Origin of the sequence: Microbacterium phoenicis (assembly GCF_047302325.1) — a bacterium.
GTDB lineage: Bacteria > Actinomycetota > Actinomycetes > Actinomycetales > Microbacteriaceae > Microbacterium.
The window spans coordinates 2,449,768-2,465,729 of the sequence record NZ_CP154849.1 but is presented as its reverse complement, the minus strand read 5'-3'; the positions used below and the strand labels follow the sequence as shown (position 1 = coordinate 2,465,729).

Here is a 15,962-nt window from a genome sequence, read left to right as displayed (position 1 = left end):
GCGCGTCGAGCGGGTCCCGGGCTCCCGGCGAGCCAGGCTGACGCCCGCGCCCGGGACGGACACGACCCCCGAGACGACGAACGGGCCGGACGCGGGGGAACCCCCGGCATCCGGCCCGAACGATGATCGCCTGCGGAACGACGTTCCTCCGCACTACTGACGCGTCAGATGGACGGCGACGGCGGTTCGGTCGATCGCGTCGGTGCTGCCGTCGTGCCGCGCTGCTGCTCGAGCAGGTCGCGGATCTGGATGAGCAGCTCGGCTTCGGTGGGGAGCTTCGCCGCGGGCTCTTCGGTGACGCCGGCCCGCGCCGCCTGACGTTCTTTCCACTTGTTCATCGGCAGGACGAACACGAGGTACACCACGAGGGCGATGGCGAAGAAGCTGATGATCGCCGTGAGGAGACCGCTCAGCGGGAAAGTCACCTTCTGGCCGTAAATGCCGATCAGGACGGGGCCGGACTTGCCGTCCGGGTTCGCCTCGTAGAACAGTGCGATCAGGGGAGTGATGACGCTCTCAACGATGGCGGTCACGACGGCACCGAACGCCGCGCCGATGACGACGGCGACCGCGAGGTCGATGACATTGCCGCGCATGATGAAGTCTTTGAAGCCTTTTATCATGGCTGCTCCTTCCTCTGCCGGCGCAGGGGCCGGGTGTTACGAACCCGCGGGGGCGGGCGAAGCGGACGCTCCGGATGATGTCGATGATGTCGAAGAACCCGAGCTCTCGCCAGAGGTCTTCGTTCCGCTCGACGAACGCGAGTCGGTCCGGTAGAAGCCCGAGCCGTTGAAGGTCACGCCGATCGAGCCGTACTGCTTGCGAAGCGTGCCGCCGCATTCGGGACATTCGGTGAGGGCGGCGTCGGAGAACGACTGGACGGCGTCGAAGCGGTGGCCGCACGCGGTGCAGGCATAGGCGTAGGTGGGCATGGGACCTCGTGGATCAGCGGGTGGGAAGCAGAACGGTGCGGGTGGGGGTGACGACACCCGAGACGGGCTGGTCGTGGACGTCGCGGGGGACGTCGTCGACGAGCTCGGAGTCGAAGATGACCGCGTAGACGGGCGGGCACCTCTCCATCGACCCGATGGTCTTGTCGAAGTAGCCGCGTCCCCAGCCGAGGCGCATCCCGTGGCGGTCGACGGCGGCCGCCGGGATGACGAGCAGATCGACGTCGTTGACGGCGACGGGGCTGAGGAGCTCGCCCACCGGTTCGGGGAGTCCGAACATGCCCTCGGCCGTGTCGCCTTCTTCTTCGGCGACGGCCCAGTCGAGCAGACCGTCCGCGCGGGTCACCGGCAGGAGGACACGGATGCCGCGGGCCACGGCCGCGGCGATGAACTCGCGCGTGCCGGGCTCGGTCGGGGTGGAGAGGAAGCAGGACATGGACCGGACGTGGTGCTCGGCGACCAGGGCGTCGAGCTGGGCGCGGACGCCGGCTGCGGCCTCGTCGAGGGCGGCGGCGGAGCGCTGCTGGCGGCGCTCGCGGAGCTCCGCGCGCAGCGCGCGCTTCTCGGTGTCCAACGGCCCGGTCATGGTCTGATTCTAAAGGGACACGCCCGCTGGCCCGACGTGTGTCCCGCGGGCTCGCGGCATCTGTAGGGTGAGGGGCATGTCTGCTGAGCGCATCAAGGCCGTGATCCCTGCCGCAGGGCTCGGGACCCGCTTCCTGCCCGCCACCAAAGCCATGCCGAAGGAGATGCTGCCGGTCGTCGACAAGCCGGCCATCCAGTACGTGGTCGAGGAGGCCGTCTCGGCGGGCATCGACGACGTCCTCATCATCCTGGGACGCAATAAGAACAACATCTCGAACCACTTCGATTCGGTCCCCGAGCTCGAGTCGAACCTCACCAAGAAGGGCGACCACGAGAAGCTCAAGCGGGTGCAGGACTCCTCGGAGCTCGCCGACATCCACTTCGTCCGTCAGGGTGAGCCGAAGGGCCTGGGCCACGCCGTGCTCCGCGCGCGCTCGCACGTCGGCGACAGCACGTTCGCGGTGCTGCTCGGCGACGACCTGATCGACGCGCGCGACGTCCTCCTCGAGAAGATGCTCGAGCAGAACCAGAAGACGGGTCTCACGGTCGTCGCGCTCATGGAGGTCTCGCCCGACCAGATCCACATGTACGGCGCCGCGGCCGTCGAGGAGACGGACGAGCCCGATGTCGTCAAGGTGACCGGTCTCGTCGAGAAGCCGAAGAAGGAGGACGCGCCCTCCAACTACGCGATCATCGGTCGCTACGTGCTCACCCCCGGTGTCTTCGACGTCCTCGAGCGGACCGAGCCCGGCAAGGGTGGCGAGATCCAGTTGACCGACGCGCTCGAGGAGCTCGCGTCGACCGAAGGTGTCCTCGGCGTCGTGTTCCGCGGGCGTCGGTACGACACGGGTGACCGTGCCGACTACATCAAGGCCATCGTGCAGCTCGCCGTCGACCGGGATGACCTGGGGGCGGAGCTGCGTCCGTGGCTGAAGGACTTCGCATCGGGCCTCTGAGCCCGGCGGGACGCTGATGGGCATGGACGGGCCGGTCGTGCGCGCGCACGGTCCGATCTCGATCCGGCTCGTACGTCCCCGTGATGCGAAGCCGCTGCAGACCGAGCTGGAGCAGAATCGCTCGTGGCTGCGGCAGTGGGAGGCGACGAGCCCGGACGGGCCGATCTCGCTCGACATGCGCAGTGGGGTCCGGCGGTTGCTGCAGCAGTACCGCGATGGTTCGGGCGTGCCGTTCGTCATGGAGTACGACGGCGAGGTCGCCGGGCAGCTGAACGTCTGGGGGATCGCCCGCGGGTCGCTGTCGTCGGCCACGATCGGCTACTGGGTGAGCGAGCGCTTCGCCGGCCGCGGCATCACACCGACGTCGGTGGCGCTCGCGACGGACGTCTGCTTCGAGGACCTGCGGCTGCACCGGATGGAGATCTGCATCCGGCCCGAGAACGCGAAGAGCCTCCGCGTCGTCGAGAAGCTGGGCTTCCGGTACGAGGGACTGCGCCGCCGCTACATCCACATCGATGGGGACTGGCGCGATCACTACGCGTTCGCTCTCGTCCGCGACGAGGTCCGCGAGGGCGTGTTGAACCGCTGGCTGGCGGGGCGCGCGCCGGCGGATGCGGCATCCATCCCTCCCGCCGACCGTTAACCCTCAACCAGAAGTTCAGACACGCCCACCGGATGCCGGTTCTCACCGCTCCGGGAACATACGGTGAGCGACATGGGTGAGCAGGTGATGGGTGGCGGGGTGATCGTGCTCGTCGCCGTCCTCTTGTGGCTGGTGTACCTCCTGCCGTCGTGGCACAGCCGGCATCAGTACCAGGCCGCCGAACGGAATGCCGTCCGCCTCAACCAGGCGCTGCGCGTCCTCGCCGAGACGAGCGAGACTCCCGGTGAGGTCCGCCTCGAACTGAATGCCCGCACCGCCCTCGCCCAGCAGAAGCTCGCGCGTCGCGTGCAGGCCGAGAAGGAGAGCGTCGGCCTCGAAGCCGCCCGCGCCGAACTCGCCGCCGCGAAGGCGCAGGCCGCTGTCGACCGCGAACTCGCCAAGGCCGACCGGCGTCAGGCTGCCGCCGACGCCGCTGCCCAGCGCGAGAAGGCGCGAGCGGATGCCGCCCTCGCCCGAGAGCGGGCGATCGCCGAAGCCGCCGCAGCCCGAGCCACTCCCGCTGTCCGCCGCGCACGGGCCCGCCGCCGCGTGCGCCTCTCCGCTTCGATCCTCGGGGTTGTGGCCCTCGGTGTCGCCGGATTCGGCGGCTACCTCGGCGCCGTCGGCGCCGGCTGGACCCTGCTCGCCGTCGGGGGGGCCGTCGCGGTCTCGAGCCTGCTGGTCCTCGGCCGGATGAACACGATCGCGCGACGCGCGGCATCCCGCTCCGTCGAGGTCGAGATCGTGCGCGAGGCGCGCGCGCTGCAGGACGTGGCGCTCGAGTCGGACCGCGTCGAATGGACGCCTCGTACCCTCCCGCGTCCGCTCACGGCCTCTGCGGGGTCGCGCGCTGCAGCCGTCCTCGACGCCTCCGACGCCCGTGACGCGCTCCGCCAGGCGGCCGTCGAGGAAGCCCTCCGCGAGCGGGTCGCGCAGGCCGCACCGCCGTCGATCGACACCGCCCGCCGCACCCGTGCGGCCGAGGTCGCTTTCGCGGGACCGGCCGACGACGAGCGCATCGAGGCGCACGTGCGAGACCTCCTCGCACGACGCGCATCGGGGCAGTAGGAGCCCGCCTCGCGTTCGAGCGGCCCGATCGGTCGTGGTAATGTTGAGGCTTCCGGGCCTGTGGCGCAGTTGGTAGCGCGCTTCGTTCGCAATGAAGAGGTCAGGGGTTCGAATCCCCTCAGGTCCACCACCGGAAAGACCCCCGCTCGCGGGGGTCTTTCTTCGTATCTCCGCGGATTTTGGCGCCGCTGCGGTCGTGCCGGATCATGTTGCGACGGCGAACCCGCTCTGCCAGGTTGAAACGGGGCCACATGCGTCCCTGAGAACCCTGGGGGATGTTCAGTGGGTGCGATATGCAACGACCAGGGTCTTGGCGTGCCGGTGACGGCGATCGCGATGGGCGCGCTCCTTCTGGTCTTCGGCATCTGGTTCATCGAATATCTCCGGCACATCAATGAACGAGGGAACCGCGTTGAGCGCCTGTACGCGCGATTCCTGCGCAACTGGCAGGGTTACCTGTCGGGCATCCTGTTCGTGGGGATCGGCGCACACCCCTACGCAACGTGGATGCAGTGCAGCGGGTCATCGATCCTGACCGGAGCTCGCATCGCTTTCCACGTGATCGGCTGGTGCCTTGTCGCAGGAGCAGTTGTCGTCGCCTCCGTCGGGCGTGCGCGCGTCGCAGAGGCCGAGCGTCTCGCCGCCGCCGAATCGACCGCATCGGATGATGAGCCGAACAGTGCGGGAGCGGAGACAGCGACGATCTCGTGGCGGCCACGGGCCAAGGTCGTCATCGCCGCGGGCCTCGTCGCAGCGGCGGGCGTGATCACCATCCTCGCCAGCGGCTCGTGACCCGTGGGTCAGCGGGGGAGTGATCTGGTCCTCACGAGCGACTCCGTAAGGGAACCCGCCGCGGCCAGCAGCCCCACGGCGACCGTCGGGACGCCCGCCTCCAACGTGATGTAACCGAGCATCGCGCACCCTGCGGCGGAGGCTCGGACTCCGAGCGGTTCATCGGGGGAGTGTGACGGCCGCGCGCGCCGCGTCGAGCTCGGTCGCACGACGTTCCGGAGACCAGTCGAGCTCCGTGCCCGCGACATCCGCCGCCGCCGACAGGACGTCCTCGCCGGGGTCACCGCGGCGTCCGATGCCGGTGCGGTTCAGCAGGATGTCGGTGAGATGCACCGCGGCCTCGTGACGGGCCGCGAACGCGACACCGGCGAGCAGTTCCCCGTCGTCCGTCGCCGGTCTCGAGAGGACGTTGGACTCGGATGCCACGGCCCGGAGGGCACCGGCATCCGATCCGTACAGTCGATCGATCAGGTCGGTCGTCCCCGTGTCGGCGAGGTCCGCGCCGTCGAGCGGGACGTCGGCTGTGCGGCTCGGCGCGGCGACGCGGCCGATCGAGCGTGCGAGAGCGGGGACGACCTTCTCGGCGAACGCCCGCGCCGTTGTGTATTTGCCGCCGGTCGCGGTCACGACGCCGGGGACGCCGTCCTTCGCGTGGTCGACGAGTTCCGACGCGCGCGAGGCGCGATAGGTGTCGGTCCCGCTCGTCTCCGTCAGAGGGCGCAATCCCCCGTACGCGGCGACGACGTCTGCCGTCGAGAGCTCCACGGGCAGGCGACCGGCGGCGTTGATCTCGGCGAGGAAACGCTCGATCGACTCCCGCGTCAGCCGCCAATCCGAGACGTCTCCGGTGTAGGGCGTCTCGGTCGGACCGATGAGCGTCCGCCCGCGCCACGGCGCGAAACTGAAGTGGCCGCCCGACGACACGGTGAGCACCATCGTCTCGGTGATCGGCCTGGTGATCAGGTAGATGCCTTCCGAGCGCACCTCGGGACGGGGGCCGGCGGCCCGCTGCAACAATCCTTCGGCAGCGAGCACGTCGTACGCCCACGGGCCGCTCGCGTTCACCGTGACGCGCGAACGCACCTCGTGCTCGCTGCCGGTCACGAGGTCCGTCACCCGCGCTCCGCGGACGCGTCCGGCGGCGGCGACCAGGCCGTCGGCCCGCGCGTAGTTCGCCACCCTCGCGCCGTGCGCGACGGCGGACCGCACGAACGCGAACGTCAACCGCTCGGGCGAGAGCATCATCGCGTCGTGGAAGAGGATCCCGTGCTCGAGATGGCCCAGCCCTCGCAGCCGCAGTTCCTCACGACGGAGGCTCCGATGACGCGGGATGCGGTGGCTCGCGGGCACGCGGTTGCGGTCGAACGACAGCAGGTCGTACGCAGTGAGGCCGACGTGCTCGACGAGCCCCGGGTCGGGGAGCACCATGGCGATGGGGGAGACGAGCCCCGGAGCGATGCGCGACAGGGTCCGCCGCTCTGCAAGCGACTCGCGGACGAGACCCACTTCGAGGTTCTTCAGGTAGCGGAGCCCGCCGTGGATGAGCTTGCCCGTCGCGGCCGAGGTCGCCGCACCGAAGTCGTCCTTCTCGACGAGCGCGACCGACAGGCCACGGCTCGCCGCTTCGTACGCGATCGCCGCCCCCGTGATGCCGCCCCCGACGACGAGGACGTCGACGACCTCACCGTCGGCGGGAAGGGAGCGGTGGACCGTCGTGGTCATCGGGTGAGCTCCGACCGGATGCCGCGCACCAGGCGCTCGCGCTCGCTCGGGATGTCGAGCATCCCCAGGCGCAGCACGCGCGCCGCCGTCGCCCAGCGGTCGAGTCGCGCCGTCGTCATGCCCGTCGCCCGCAGATACTCGGTCAGATACATGCGCCCCATCGCGCCGCGCGCAGCACCGTAGACGAGCAGCTGCGCCTTCGTCGCGCCCGGGAAGAGTTCGGCCTCGGTGAACAGCAGTCGCGTCATCGCGACGTCCGCTGCGGGATCGCCGGATGCCGTCGACTGCCAGTCGATCGTCGCGATGCCGCCGCCGTGGCGGAACACGTTCATCGGATGGAAGTCGAGGTGCAACACGCTGTCGCCGCCGGGAAGGGACGCCAGGTGGTCGAGCAACGCCGCCCGCTCGCGAGCGGTGAAGCCTGCGAACGGGGCCGTGCCGACCAGGTCGGCGGCGACATCCCTCACGTCGGGGAAGCGGTCTGTCGCGACCCGATGGACGCGCGCATGTTCCTGCGCGAGCGTACGGGCGACGCGCCGCATGCGCAGCGGGTTCTTCTCGGCGACCGTCGTCAGGGCGACCCCGTCGATGCGGTCGAAGACGACGGCGCGGCGGCCGTCAACATCCGTCCTCCCGTGACAGCGGATCGGGGTGAGGCCGAGGTCGAACGCGGCGGTGGCGTCCTCGACTTCACGGTCGATCGCCTCACCGGGCCAGTCGTCGTGGAAGACCTTCGCGACCGTCGACGACGTCAGGGAGTGGACGTCTGCCGACCGCCCGTGGGCGACGAGTCCGCCGACGGCGGTCACACCGACACCGGTTTCGTGGTGCCGTACCCGAGACGCATCGCGTGGGCGACGACCTCCTGCTGCTGGGCGGCGTCGAGCGCCCGAGGCGTGCCGACGGTTGCGGCACGCAGGTAGAGCTCCGCGAGCCACTCGACGAGGAGGGCGTTCTCGACGGCGTTCTTCAGGTCGGCGCCGAGGGCGACCGCGCCGTGGTTGGCCATCAGTGCGGCGAGACGGCCGTCGAGGGCCGTGCCGACGGCGGCGGCGAGGTCGGACGTCCCGAACGCGTGGAACGGGGCGACGCGCAGCGACCCGCCCAGGACGAGCTGCTGGTAGTGCACAACGGGCAGCTCGTCGAGGACGAGGGAGAGCGCCGTTGCGCTCGGTGCATGCGTGTGGACGACTGCCGACACCTTCTCGGCCGGCGCGGAGTGCAGGACCCCGAGGTGCAGGGCGAGCTCGGACGTCGGGGCGAGTCCGCCCTCGACTACAGCGCCGTCCAGATCGACGACGGTGACGTCGTCGGCGGTCGCCTCGCCCAGCACGACGCCCGTCGCCGTGACCGCCACCACGTCGCCCGCGCGAGCACTGACGTTTCCGGCGGTCCCGATGAGCAGGCCGTGGCCGGCGAGGGTGCGGGATGCCGCGGCCACGGACGCGCGGAGATCGTGATGGTGCGACGTCGTCGTCATGCTGCTAACGTTGCCGCCACCCACTAACCAAAGTCAAGTTTGATTTCATGAGCACCACGGGCGACACCCCTCAGAACTGGACGGACCTCGGCTTGCGCCGCACCCCGACGCAGCAGCGCTCCAGGCAGAAGGTCGCGCAGGCGATCGCGGCCGCCGAGGATCTCGTCGTCCGTGAGGGCGTCGACGTCATCACGCTGCCGCGCGTCGCCGCCGAGGCGGGGGTGAGCGTCGGGGCGCTGTACCAGTACCTGCCCGACCGCGAGGCGATCCTCGCCGCTATCGTCTCGCGGTACCACGACCGCCTCGAGCGCCTGCTCGACGACGCCATCGAGCGACTGCGCACCGACCCGCGCAGCGAGGACCCCGTCGGCAGCGTCCTGCGCGCTGTCGCCGCCGTCTATCAGGATGAGCAGTCCGCGCGGTCGCTCGGCACGGTTGCGATCTCGGCTGACGCGGATGCCGCACGTCGCCGTCACAAGCGGGCGATGGCGGATCGCGTCCACACGCTGCTCCGCGAAGCGGGAGTGCTCGACGGCGTAGACGACGAGCGGGGTGCCGCCGTCGCCCGGGTCGCGTTCGCGTCGGCTGACGCCGTGCTGCACGACGCCTTCGCCGCGCCCGAAGCGGAGCGCGCCGTCCTGCTCACCGAGCTCGAGCGCGCGCTCCGTGCCTCGCTCGGCGCGTGACCCTCAGCGCCTGAAAACCTCGGTGTCTGAACGTTTCAGCCGGCGGTCCGGCGCCACGCGGGGACGGCCGCGACCAGCAGCAGCGCGGGCAGAAGGAAGGCCAGCCCTGAGCCCGTGACGTCCGTGAGCACCCCGACCCCGACCGCTCCGAGGACAGCGCCCGCGTAGTTGAAGAGGTTGACCCGGGCGATGACCTCGTCGCTGCGCGCGGGATCGATCGACCCGGCGAGGCCGAACGCGATGGGGACGAGAGCGCCGACGGCGAGACCGCTTACGGCGAAGGCGATGATGGTGACGACCGGCACCGGGACCGCCGCCACGACGAGGGCTCCGGCGACCCCGAAGATGAGGCCGATCGCGAGCAGTCGCGCCCTGCCGAGGCGGCGGACGACGGCATCCGTCACCATCCTCGCGATGAGCACACCGCCCTGGTACGCCGCGAGCCCGACGGGTGCGAGCGCCGCGGTGGCACCGATCGCCTCGAGGTGGATCGACCCCCACGAGCTCACCGCCGAGTCGATCGTGTAGGCGGCCAGGATCACGAGCCCGACGACCGTGATGGCGCGTCCATGCAGCCGCGGGCCCCTCGGTCCCCTGTCCGCCGAGGTGCGGGCCGCGCGTTCCCGGCTGAGGAAGCGCGCGCCGGAGAGGAGGAAGACGACCTGCAGGATCGCGGCAGCCACGAGGGCGGCGAATGCGGGAGCGCCGGACGAGAGGATCCCCGCCATCCCGAGCGCGCCGATGATCGAGCCGGCTGTCAGGGTCGCGAAGAAGCGCCCGAGGAGCGGCGCCGCGCGGCCGCGCTGAGCGAGCACGCCCTGCATGTTCGAGGACGCGTCGATGAGACCCAGCCCGAGACCGTAGACGAGGACGGATGCCGCGAGCATCGCGGTCCCCGGCGAGAACGCCGTCGCGACCAGTCCCAGGGCCTGCAGCGACAAGCCCGTGATGACGCCGTGCCGGCTGCTCGCCCGCCGGGCGATCGCATCGGCGGCGAGCGAGCCGAGCGCTGCCGTCCCGCAGACGCCCAGCAGGATCGCGGCGATCCCCGTCGAATCGAGCCCGGTCCGCTCCTGGAAGGCGGGAAGCGCCGTCACGATGACGGCGTATCCGAGCCCCTGCAGCCCGTAGACGGCCGCGGTGGCGTCGACGGTGCGCGTAGTCGTTGCGGGTGATGCCGTGGTGGCGGTCACCTCACACCACCGCGGGGTGGCGCGTCCGGAGGACGGCGAAGGCGTCCGCCGCGATCTCGACCGTCCGGTCGACGTCCGCTTCGGTGACCGCGGCGTTGAGGAAATGGTTGTGGTGGGACGTGAGATACGCGCCGCGGCGCACGCACTCGGCGATCCAGTCCTGGTGCAGCATGAGCGAGTCCGCCGGATCCGCCACGCGCAGGTAGAAGAGCGCGGGGGCGCCCGAGGCGACGAGGGTGTAGCCCGCGTCCGATGCGGCCTCGGTGAGCCCGTCGGTCAGCCGCCGTCCCAGCCGGTCGAACAACGCAGGGGCGTCGAGCTCGCGGAGCTTCCGCTGCGTCGCGATCCCGGCCGCGAAGGGGACGGCGCTCATCCAGTAGCTGCCCGTGTAGGTGATCGAGCTCACCGCTTCCTTCAGCGAGTCCTTGCCGAGGAGCGCCGACACGTTGTACCCATTCGCGAGGGCTTTGCAGAAGCAGATGAGGTCGGCCTCGAAGCCGAAGTAGTGGTCGCTGCCGGCGAGGTCGAGGCGGAAGCCCGCGCGCACGTCGTCGATGATGAGGACGACGCCGTGCTCGTCGCAGAGCTTCCGCACCGCCTGCCAGTACCCGTCGGCGGGCAGCTGGTTGTCCACGAAGTTGCCGTGCATGTACGGCGTCGAGATGAGGGCGGCGACCTGTCCGCGGTTCTCGGACAGCAGGGTCCGGAGGGCGTCGAGATCGTTCCACGGGACGTAGAGGTTGTTCGCGACGTCCTCCTCGAGGACGCCGGGGTAGTCGAGCTTCTGCGTCCACGGCGCGACCCCGTGATAGAAGCCCTTCACGAAGATCACCTTCTTGCGCAGCGTCGCCGCGCGGGCGGTCATGATCGCGAGCGTCGTCGTGTCGCCGCCGTTCTTGGCGAACATCGCCCAGTCGGCGCTGGCGACCTGGTCGACCAGCAGTTCGGCGAAGTCGACCATGACGGTGGAGGGCAGCGAGACGACGTCCTCCTTCTTCGCCTGCGCCTGAGCGGCGGCGACGACGTCGGGGTCGTTGTAGCCGAGGACGTTGGGCCCGTAGGCGCACATCCAGTCGACGAACTCGTTGCCGTCGAGGTCCCAGAAGCGGGTGCCCTCGGCGCGGGTCGCGAACTTCGGGAAGCCCTCGTTCGGGAGGTGCAGGCCCTCGGTGGGACCGAGGTGACCCGGGATGCCGCCGGGGATCACCCGCTGAGCGCGGCGGAAGGCGGCGAGGCTCTTGTCGAAGGTGTACACGGAGGAGCTCACTTTCCGAGGTAGTGGCCGACGCGGTCGAGGATGCGGCTCGTGTTGTCTACGAGCGGGATGTAGCCGCGGATGGCGATGCGCCCGTCGCCGACGCACGCAAGCGCGCTCTCCCGGCCCGCGAGGACGTCGCCGGCGGTCTGCAGGTCGGCGAACCGGAAGACGGCGCGGGGCGCGGCATCCGTCACCGGAACGCGAGACAGCCGGTGGTCCCGCACCCGCAGCCGGTGGCGGAGCGCGTCGCCGACGGCGATGTCGAGGTCGCCGTCGGACATCTGTGCGGCGCTGAAACGGCCCGACCGGTCGCGGTTCGCGACCATCGCGATCGCCCCCACCGCGACCTCGAGGAGCAGGACGCGGTGCGCGTCGGTGAAGGCCGGATCGGCGAGGTCTTCGTCGCTCGGGCGCAGGTACCGCCCGAGCAGGTCGCTGACCGGGGTGAACACCTGTGTCAGGAACCGGAGGCCTGCCGGTCCCGCGATCGGGAGGGGCGTCCCCGTGCCGTCGAGGACGGCGTTCAGGTGCGCGGGGGAGCGGAACACGAGCGTCGCTCGGGTCGTCCCGCCGTGCTCGCCCTCGGCGGGACGGATGCCGTCGCGCGCGAACACGAGGCTCATCGACTCGCCGCCGATCACCCGCGCGGTCAGCCGCACGGGCTGCGTCAGGCCCGCGAGCAGTCGCGTTGCGTCGGGCGCGACCTCCGACAGCTTCGGCAGCGCGCCGAGGACGGCGTGCAGGTTCACCGCCGCGAGGACGCGCTCATCGATCTCCGTCAGCATGGGGGCTCCCTTCGGTCGGTGCCTCGAGTGGGGCGGATGCCGCGGCCAGCGCTGCGGCGGCGAACGACGCCGTGCGACGCGCGGCATCCGAATCCCCGTCTGCGAGCCACGTTGTCGTGATCCCGTCGGCGATGACGACGAGGTGACGTGCGAGGTCGGACAGGGGAGCGGTCCACCGGTTGCCGGTGATCTCGGCGGCGTAGGCGAGCATCTGCTCGGCGGCGTCGTAGTAGGTCCGCCACTGCGCGCGCATCTGCCCCTGCGGGTCGCGCCGGCGGGCGACGAGGGCGAGTTCGAGCAGGGCGATCTCGTCGGCGGGGTCGTGCTCGAGCATGTCGATGTACCCCTCGAGGCCCGAGCGGATCGCCGCCGTCAGGGAGGTCGGATCGATCGCCCGCGATTCGGCGGCGAAGCGCTCCTGCGCGATCACCGTGTCGATGACGGCCGTCATCAGCTCGTCCTGCGTGCCGAAGATGTACGTGAAGGCGCCGAGGGGCATGCCGGCTTCGGCGGTGATCGCGCGCGTGGTCGCGGCGGCCACGCCCCGCCGGGCGATGACCCGGATCGCGGCGGCGATCAGCTCGTCCCGTCGCTCTTCGGGCGGCATCCGGCGCATCAGGAGCCCCCCACGGCGCGGGCGGCGACGTGCAGGCGGAGTCGCCGGGGCGACACGCGCGCCACCCAGCCCTGCACGCGGTTGGCGGCGCCGACCGAGCGGACGGGGGAGGGGTGGGACGAGTCCAGCGCGTCGAAGGCCTCGTCGAGCACGTCGTCGACGGTCTTCGTCGCGCCGACCTTGAACGTCTCGGACCCCGCCGCGGCGAAGAACTCCGTCTCGGTGGGGCCGGGGCACAGGGCGAGCACCCGCAAGCCCGAGCCCCGCGTCTCCTGCCAGATGGCCTCGGTGAGCGAGGTGACGTAGGCCTTCGTCGCCGCGTACACCGCGAGTCCCGGCAACGGCTGGTGTCCGGCGTTGCTCGAGACGTTGACCAGCACGCCGCGCGCGGCGATCAGGTGGGGGAGCAGCTCGCGCGTCAGCAGGGTGAGCGCCGCGACGTTGACCTGCACTTCTGCGGCGACGCGCGCGGCATCCTCGTCGACGAAGGCGGATGCCGTCCCGAATCCGGCGCTGTTGACGAGACCCGCGGGGCGGATGCCGCGTTCAGACAGTTCTCGCGCGATCGCCGCGGGCGCCGCGGGGTCGGCGAGGTCGGCGGCGAGCACGGCGGCCTCGACGCGGTGCAGCCCCCGGACCTCTTCGGCGAGGGCCTCGAGCCGCTCGGCGCGTCGGGCGATGAGGACGACGTCGTGACCGCGTGCCGCGAAGCGGCGCGCGAACCCGGCGCCGATCCCCGAGCTCGCTCCGGTGATGACGATCGCGCCGGGCATGAGGCCTCCAGGGAGTTGTACAGATGAACAAGTGCGGGTGGTCACTCAGTATGGCGAGACCCCCGAGCTGCGTAAAGAATCAATCGTGGGAATATGCCCGTCGATGGAGTATGAAGGGACTCATGGCATCGACACTCGGCCCGACGGGCTTCTGGATCCTCACGGCGCTCGCCGGCGGGCGACGGCACGGCTACGACATCCTGCGCGAGGTGGATGCCGCCTCGTCCGGGCGCGCGGCGATGAAGGTCACGACCCTCTACGCCGCGCTCGAGCGTCTCGAGCGCGAGGGGCTGATCCGTGCGGACGGCGAGGAGGTTGTCGACGGTCGCGCGCGGCGGTACTTCGCGATCGAGGATGCCGGGAGCACGGCCCTCGAGGCGGAGATCACCGCGCTCGAGCACCAGGCCCGCGTGGCGCGCGAGCGGTTGCGCGCCGCGGGCCGACCCGCGATCCAGCCCGGCTTCGGCCGAACGGCGATCGCATGAGCGGCCTCGACGAGCGGCGGTTCCGGCGCCTGCTGGCCTGGTACCCCCGTTCGTGGCGCCGTGACCACGGCGACGTGCTGGTCGCCATGATGCTCGACGAGGCCGAGCGCACCGGACGAGCGGGACCCACCGGCGCCGAGACGCGTTCCGCGATCGTCCACGGCGTGGGCGCTCGTCTGGGTGCGACGACGGCGATACTCGCCGCATCCTTCGCGATCCTCGCGACCGCCGCGGGGCAGATCGGCATCCTGTTCATCACCGGCGGCGGGCAGGTCCTCCACGAGCCGATGCTGTTCGCGATGACGGGTGTCGCGCCTGCGGCGACGGGAATCGCCCTCGTCGCGCTGCTGCGTGCCGTAGCCCTCCTCCGCGACGGCGCGGCGCTGATCGCGATCGTGTGCCTCGCCGTCGCCGGTGTCTGCAGCGGGTTCGCCGGGATCGGGTGGAGTCAGGGATTCGATGCTGCGGACGCAGGGCTCCCCCAGACGGGGCTGGCCGGGATGACGGTGCCGCTCGCGGGCGCCGGCGTCCTGCTGACGACGATCGCGTTCGCCCTGCTCATCGCTCCCGCGCTTCGACGCGTGGGTCTCGGGCGTCCGGCCGGGCTCCTCGCGATCGTCGTGGCGATCATCGCCGCCCCGGTCACGGGGGCGTTCGTCTTCTTCTCGCCCGGGACCACCGCGGTCGTGGCGATCGTCGTGCTCGTCGTCGCGGCCTTGCCCCGCACGCGAGGCGTCCGACGTGACGTACCCGATGCCGTCGCACCGGCGGCGCCCGTGCCGGTGCCCGCCGCACCGCACTCCTCGGTGGGTGGGGCGGCCCTCAGCCGCGTCCTCGCCGGGATCGCGCTCTCCGGTGGTGCGGTGGGGATGGCCTGGGCGTTCGCCGGTGCTGCGTGGTCGTCCACGGCGCGGGGGGACGACACGGTGGCGATGCGGGAGGGCATCGTCATCCTCGCCGTCAGCATGATCCCCGCCCTGGTCGCGCTCGGTGTCGTGCTGCGCCGCTCGCGTCGGCGTCCTGGTCGCGATGTCTGGATACCGGTGGTCGCCGCCGCGACCGGCTTCCTCATCATCGCGACGGAGTATCTGGTCACGTACGGCAACGGCGACATCACGATCGGGTGGGTGGGCGCGGCAGCGGCGGTCGGTCTTGCGCTCGCCTGGTGGATCGTCGTGCGGATGCCGCTGAGCACCGGGTACGGCTCGGCCACCGGCATCCGCATCGGTGTGGGTCTTGCCATCGCGCTCGCCTACACGCTCGTCCTGGGCCTGGCGCTCACGCCGATGCTCGCTTTCGCGACCCCTGTGCTGGCGCTGGTCGTCCTCGTGCTGCCGTGGCGTCGGAGCCCAGCGCCCGCGCTCGCGGTGAGTCAGGCGGCGTAGATGACCCCCCGCGCCCGGGCGTGGTCGGCGGTGGCGATCGTCGCGGCATCCCTCGCCCTCATCGCGTCGATCACCGGTGGTGTCGGATGGCTCTCCGTCGAGGTGCCGGACGCGTTCCTGTTCGTCGCGGGTGGGATCGCCCCGGCCGCCATCGGCGTCGCGCTCGCGGCCGTCGCCCACCTCGGCGGGCTGGTCGGGGCTCGCAGCACCGGGGCGCTCCTCGTCGCCGCCGTCGTCGCGGGAACGGCCGGAGGTCTCGCTGCCGCCGCGGTCCGGGCGTCCTTCCAACGGAGCGACGACGGACTGCCGACGGCGACGGTCGACGCGCTCGCCGTCGGCCTGGTCGCGGTCGGTGTCGTCGCGCTCGTCGTCTTCCTCGCCGTCGCCGGGTCCGCGCTCCTGCGCCGCGCCGGCCTCCCGGCGCGGGCAGCGGCGACGCTCAGCCCCATCGGCGCCGCGATCGTCGCGCCCGTCCTCGGCGTCATCGCCGTCATGGTGCACCTGCTGACCGCGGTCGCCGCCATCGCCCTCATCGGGTGCGCCGTAGAGATGCAGCGACGGATGCCGGTGGTCGCGGTCTGAGAG

19 protein-coding genes and 1 tRNA gene are annotated in these 15,962 nt (G+C 71.2%); 9 read left to right on the top strand and 11 right to left on the bottom strand.

The features are described 5' to 3' along the window. Positions 1-164 precede the first annotated feature (164 nt). The 3 genes from mscL to ABCU91_RS12025 are packed head-to-tail and all read right to left on the bottom strand — an operon-like array spanning position 165 to position 1,536. Positions 165-623 carry a large conductance mechanosensitive channel protein MscL gene (gene mscL, locus ABCU91_RS12035; protein WP_413353857.1) on the bottom strand — a complete coding sequence of 153 codons (459 nt, stop codon included), beginning with the start codon at positions 621-623 and terminating at the stop codon, positions 165-167. 36 nt (positions 624-659) lie between these two features. Further along, complete coding sequence (locus tag ABCU91_RS12030) at positions 660-932, bottom strand: FmdB family zinc ribbon protein (protein ID WP_413353856.1); 273 nt, start codon at positions 930-932, stop codon at positions 660-662. A gap of 13 nt (positions 933-945) precedes the next feature. Further along, positions 946-1,536 carry a 5-formyltetrahydrofolate cyclo-ligase gene (locus ABCU91_RS12025; protein WP_413353855.1) on the bottom strand — a complete coding sequence of 197 codons (591 nt, stop codon included), beginning with the start codon at positions 1,534-1,536 and terminating at the stop codon, positions 946-948. 76 nt (positions 1,537-1,612) lie between these two features. Between ABCU91_RS12025 and galU the strand changes: the two genes are divergently transcribed. The 5 genes from galU to ABCU91_RS12000 all read left to right on the top strand — a co-directional run bounded on the left by galU (position 1,613) and on the right by ABCU91_RS12000 (position 4,994). Continuing rightward, entirely contained in the window at positions 1,613-2,491 is an 879-nt protein-coding gene (gene galU, locus ABCU91_RS12020; RefSeq protein WP_406923860.1) for a UTP--glucose-1-phosphate uridylyltransferase GalU, read from the top strand. 22 nt (positions 2,492-2,513) lie between these two features. Beyond that, positions 2,514-3,134, top strand: a complete 621-nt coding sequence (locus ABCU91_RS12015) for a GNAT family N-acetyltransferase (protein WP_406923861.1) — start codon at positions 2,514-2,516, stop codon at positions 3,132-3,134. Between the two features lie 72 nt (positions 3,135-3,206). Next, positions 3,207-4,202 carry a large exoprotein gene (locus ABCU91_RS12010; protein WP_413353854.1) on the top strand — a complete coding sequence of 332 codons (996 nt, stop codon included), beginning with the start codon at positions 3,207-3,209 and terminating at the stop codon, positions 4,200-4,202. Positions 4,203-4,256: 54 nt separating this feature from the next. Then, positions 4,257-4,332, top strand: a tRNA-Ala gene (locus tag ABCU91_RS12005). Between the two features lie 185 nt (positions 4,333-4,517). Next, positions 4,518-4,994, top strand: a complete 477-nt coding sequence (locus ABCU91_RS12000; protein WP_413353853.1) for a hypothetical protein — start codon at positions 4,518-4,520, stop codon at positions 4,992-4,994. Between the two features lie 159 nt (positions 4,995-5,153). Here the strand turns inward: ABCU91_RS12000 and ABCU91_RS11995 are convergent, their stop codons facing one another. From ABCU91_RS11995 to ABCU91_RS11985, 3 genes are read right to left on the bottom strand one after another with little or no spacing between them, the layout of a single operon-like run. Continuing rightward, positions 5,154-6,716: a glycerol-3-phosphate dehydrogenase/oxidase gene (locus ABCU91_RS11995; protein WP_413353852.1), complete on the bottom strand. Its 1,563-nt coding sequence runs from the start codon at positions 6,714-6,716 to the stop codon at positions 5,154-5,156. Next, positions 6,713-7,525, bottom strand: a complete 813-nt coding sequence (locus tag ABCU91_RS11990; RefSeq protein ID WP_413353850.1) for a phosphotransferase — start codon at positions 7,523-7,525, stop codon at positions 6,713-6,715. The genes ABCU91_RS11995 and ABCU91_RS11990 overlap by 4 nt, the downstream gene beginning before the upstream one ends. Further along, on the bottom strand, positions 7,522-8,196 hold the full coding sequence (locus tag ABCU91_RS11985; RefSeq protein ID WP_413353849.1) for a class II aldolase/adducin family protein: 675 nt from the start codon (positions 8,194-8,196) through the stop codon (positions 7,522-7,524). Before ABCU91_RS11985 ends, ABCU91_RS11990 begins: the two co-directional genes overlap by 4 nt. Before the next feature lie 47 nt (positions 8,197-8,243). Between ABCU91_RS11985 and ABCU91_RS11980 the strand changes: the two genes are divergently transcribed. Continuing rightward, a complete protein-coding gene (locus tag ABCU91_RS11980) occupies positions 8,244-8,882 on the top strand; it encodes a TetR/AcrR family transcriptional regulator (RefSeq protein ID WP_413353848.1) in 639 nt (212 codons plus the stop codon). A gap of 35 nt (positions 8,883-8,917) precedes the next feature. Here the strand turns inward: ABCU91_RS11980 and ABCU91_RS11975 are convergent, their stop codons facing one another. The 5 genes from ABCU91_RS11975 to ABCU91_RS11955 are packed head-to-tail and all read right to left on the bottom strand — an operon-like array spanning position 8,918 to position 13,507. Then, a complete protein-coding gene (locus tag ABCU91_RS11975) occupies positions 8,918-10,075 on the bottom strand; it encodes an MFS transporter (RefSeq protein WP_413353847.1) in 1,158 nt (385 codons plus the stop codon). Position 10,076: 1 nt separating this feature from the next. Continuing rightward, positions 10,077-11,342 (bottom strand): aminotransferase class III-fold pyridoxal phosphate-dependent enzyme, encoded by a 1,266-nt coding sequence (locus ABCU91_RS11970; RefSeq protein ID WP_413353846.1) that lies wholly within the window; start codon positions 11,340-11,342, stop codon positions 10,077-10,079. Next, positions 11,339-12,118: a hypothetical protein gene (locus ABCU91_RS11965; protein ID WP_413353845.1), complete on the bottom strand. Its 780-nt coding sequence runs from the start codon at positions 12,116-12,118 to the stop codon at positions 11,339-11,341. The genes ABCU91_RS11970 and ABCU91_RS11965 overlap by 4 nt, the downstream gene beginning before the upstream one ends. Beyond that, complete coding sequence (locus ABCU91_RS11960; protein ID WP_413353843.1) at positions 12,099-12,734, bottom strand: TetR/AcrR family transcriptional regulator; 636 nt, start codon at positions 12,732-12,734, stop codon at positions 12,099-12,101. Before ABCU91_RS11960 ends, ABCU91_RS11965 begins: the two co-directional genes overlap by 20 nt. Continuing rightward, positions 12,734-13,507 (bottom strand): SDR family NAD(P)-dependent oxidoreductase, encoded by a 774-nt coding sequence (locus ABCU91_RS11955; RefSeq protein ID WP_413353842.1) that lies wholly within the window; start codon positions 13,505-13,507, stop codon positions 12,734-12,736. Before ABCU91_RS11955 ends, ABCU91_RS11960 begins: the two co-directional genes overlap by 1 nt. A 122-nt stretch (positions 13,508-13,629) precedes the next feature. Between ABCU91_RS11955 and ABCU91_RS11950 the strand changes: the two genes are divergently transcribed. The 3 genes from ABCU91_RS11950 to ABCU91_RS11940 are packed head-to-tail and all read left to right on the top strand — an operon-like array spanning position 13,630 to position 15,959. Next, on the top strand, positions 13,630-13,992 hold the full coding sequence (locus ABCU91_RS11950; RefSeq protein ID WP_406923874.1) for a PadR family transcriptional regulator: 363 nt from the start codon (positions 13,630-13,632) through the stop codon (positions 13,990-13,992). Then, complete coding sequence (locus ABCU91_RS11945) at positions 13,989-15,377, top strand: hypothetical protein (RefSeq protein ID WP_413353841.1); 1,389 nt, start codon at positions 13,989-13,991, stop codon at positions 15,375-15,377. The genes ABCU91_RS11950 and ABCU91_RS11945 overlap by 4 nt, the downstream gene beginning before the upstream one ends. Continuing rightward, complete coding sequence (locus ABCU91_RS11940; RefSeq protein ID WP_413353840.1) at positions 15,378-15,959, top strand: hypothetical protein; 582 nt, start codon at positions 15,378-15,380, stop codon at positions 15,957-15,959. The last annotated feature ends 3 nt before the right edge of the window (positions 15,960-15,962 follow it).

Excerpts from the sequence above, each read along its gene's own strand:
- ABCU91_RS11965 (WP_413353845.1), bottom strand. The coding sequence starts at position 12,118 with ATGCTGACGGAGATCGATGAGCGCGTCCTCGCGGCGGTGAACCTGCAC.
- galU (WP_406923860.1), top strand. The coding sequence starts at position 1,613 with ATGTCTGCTGAGCGCATCAAGGCCGTGATCCCTGCCGCAGGGCTCGGG.
- ABCU91_RS11955 (WP_413353842.1), bottom strand. The coding sequence starts at position 13,507 with ATGCCCGGCGCGATCGTCATCACCGGAGCGAGCTCGGGGATCGGCGCC.
- ABCU91_RS12025 (WP_413353855.1), bottom strand. The coding sequence starts at position 1,536 with ATGACCGGGCCGTTGGACACCGAGAAGCGCGCGCTGCGCGCGGAGCTC.
- ABCU91_RS12010 (WP_413353854.1), top strand. The coding sequence starts at position 3,207 with ATGGGTGAGCAGGTGATGGGTGGCGGGGTGATCGTGCTCGTCGCCGTC.
- ABCU91_RS11995 (WP_413353852.1), bottom strand. The coding sequence starts at position 6,716 with ATGACCACGACGGTCCACCGCTCCCTTCCCGCCGACGGTGAGGTCGTC.
- ABCU91_RS11950 (WP_406923874.1), top strand. The coding sequence starts at position 13,630 with ATGGCATCGACACTCGGCCCGACGGGCTTCTGGATCCTCACGGCGCTC.
- mscL (WP_413353857.1), bottom strand. The coding sequence starts at position 623 with ATGATAAAAGGCTTCAAAGACTTCATCATGCGCGGCAATGTCATCGAC.
- ABCU91_RS11980 (WP_413353848.1), top strand. The coding sequence starts at position 8,244 with ATGAGCACCACGGGCGACACCCCTCAGAACTGGACGGACCTCGGCTTG.
- ABCU91_RS12030 (WP_413353856.1), bottom strand. The coding sequence starts at position 932 with ATGCCCACCTACGCCTATGCCTGCACCGCGTGCGGCCACCGCTTCGAC.
- ABCU91_RS11985 (WP_413353849.1), bottom strand. The coding sequence starts at position 8,196 with ATGACGACGACGTCGCACCATCACGATCTCCGCGCGTCCGTGGCCGCG.
- ABCU91_RS11940 (WP_413353840.1), top strand. The coding sequence starts at position 15,378 with ATGACCCCCCGCGCCCGGGCGTGGTCGGCGGTGGCGATCGTCGCGGCA.
- ABCU91_RS11960 (WP_413353843.1), bottom strand. The coding sequence starts at position 12,734 with ATGCGCCGGATGCCGCCCGAAGAGCGACGGGACGAGCTGATCGCCGCC.
- ABCU91_RS12015 (WP_406923861.1), top strand. The coding sequence starts at position 2,514 with ATGGACGGGCCGGTCGTGCGCGCGCACGGTCCGATCTCGATCCGGCTC.
- ABCU91_RS11945 (WP_413353841.1), top strand. The coding sequence starts at position 13,989 with ATGAGCGGCCTCGACGAGCGGCGGTTCCGGCGCCTGCTGGCCTGGTAC.